The organism is Pandoraea anapnoica (assembly GCF_902459765.1).
Classification (GTDB): domain Bacteria; phylum Pseudomonadota; class Gammaproteobacteria; order Burkholderiales; family Burkholderiaceae; genus Pandoraea; species Pandoraea anapnoica.
The window spans coordinates 1-701 of the sequence record NZ_CABPSP010000046.1; the positions used below are offsets into that span (position 1 = coordinate 1).

General features: G+C 61.5%; 1 protein-coding gene. It reads right to left on the minus strand.

The genetic code is table 11. The annotated features are described in order from the left end of the window. The coding region (locus tag PAN31117_RS26980; protein WP_174991167.1) for a DUF637 domain-containing protein at positions 1 to 659 on the minus strand (659 nt) is incomplete at its 3' end. Positions 660 to 701 lie beyond the last annotated feature (42 nt).

Below are 701 nucleotides of genomic sequence, written 5' to 3' on the forward strand. Positions count from 1 at the left end.
CCGTCTCCAAATAGACCGTCGGCTTTCGCCTCGCCGATCTGGAACGCCAACGCTGCGCCAAGGTTGCTGATTCCACTGCCCTTCAACGCTTCAAGGAAACTCCCTCCTTGAATCGCCGACTGCACACCCGCTTGGATTGCCGATACACCCGCCATCGCGGCCAGTTGACGGGCGAAGTCGCTCGCTGTCGAACTTACTGCATTGCTCGCCAAGCCTTGGGCGATACTCGGATTCGTCCCAGCAAGGTTGGCCAAGCTGTCTGACGAGCCTCCCGTAGCGAAGCCAAATCCGTCAGCGTCGCTGAACGTAATGCCACGCGTAAGGCCCGCCGTCAGGCTCGAAACTACACCCGCCTTAAGCACGTCTCCGAAGTTCAGCGAGCCATTCGACATCACTTGTGACGCGGCCGAGGCGAACGCGCTTGCGGCAAACGCCGATGCCATCGCATTGCCCAACGTACCCGCCGCGAAGATTCCGCTGGAGAGCAACCCACCTGTGACGCCCGCAGCGGCTGCCTCGGCTGCGGCTGCCGTACCCCCCTCAATGATCGCCGTCATCGCTGCATCGAGCGCTACTTGTTGCGCAGCGGTCTCCGTCGTCGCCAACGCTAGCGATGCCCCCTGCGTTGCGATAACCGTCATGGCCATGATGACCAGCATCCCAATCTGCTGGATGCCAAAGTCCCCCCCCTGCTTTACGAA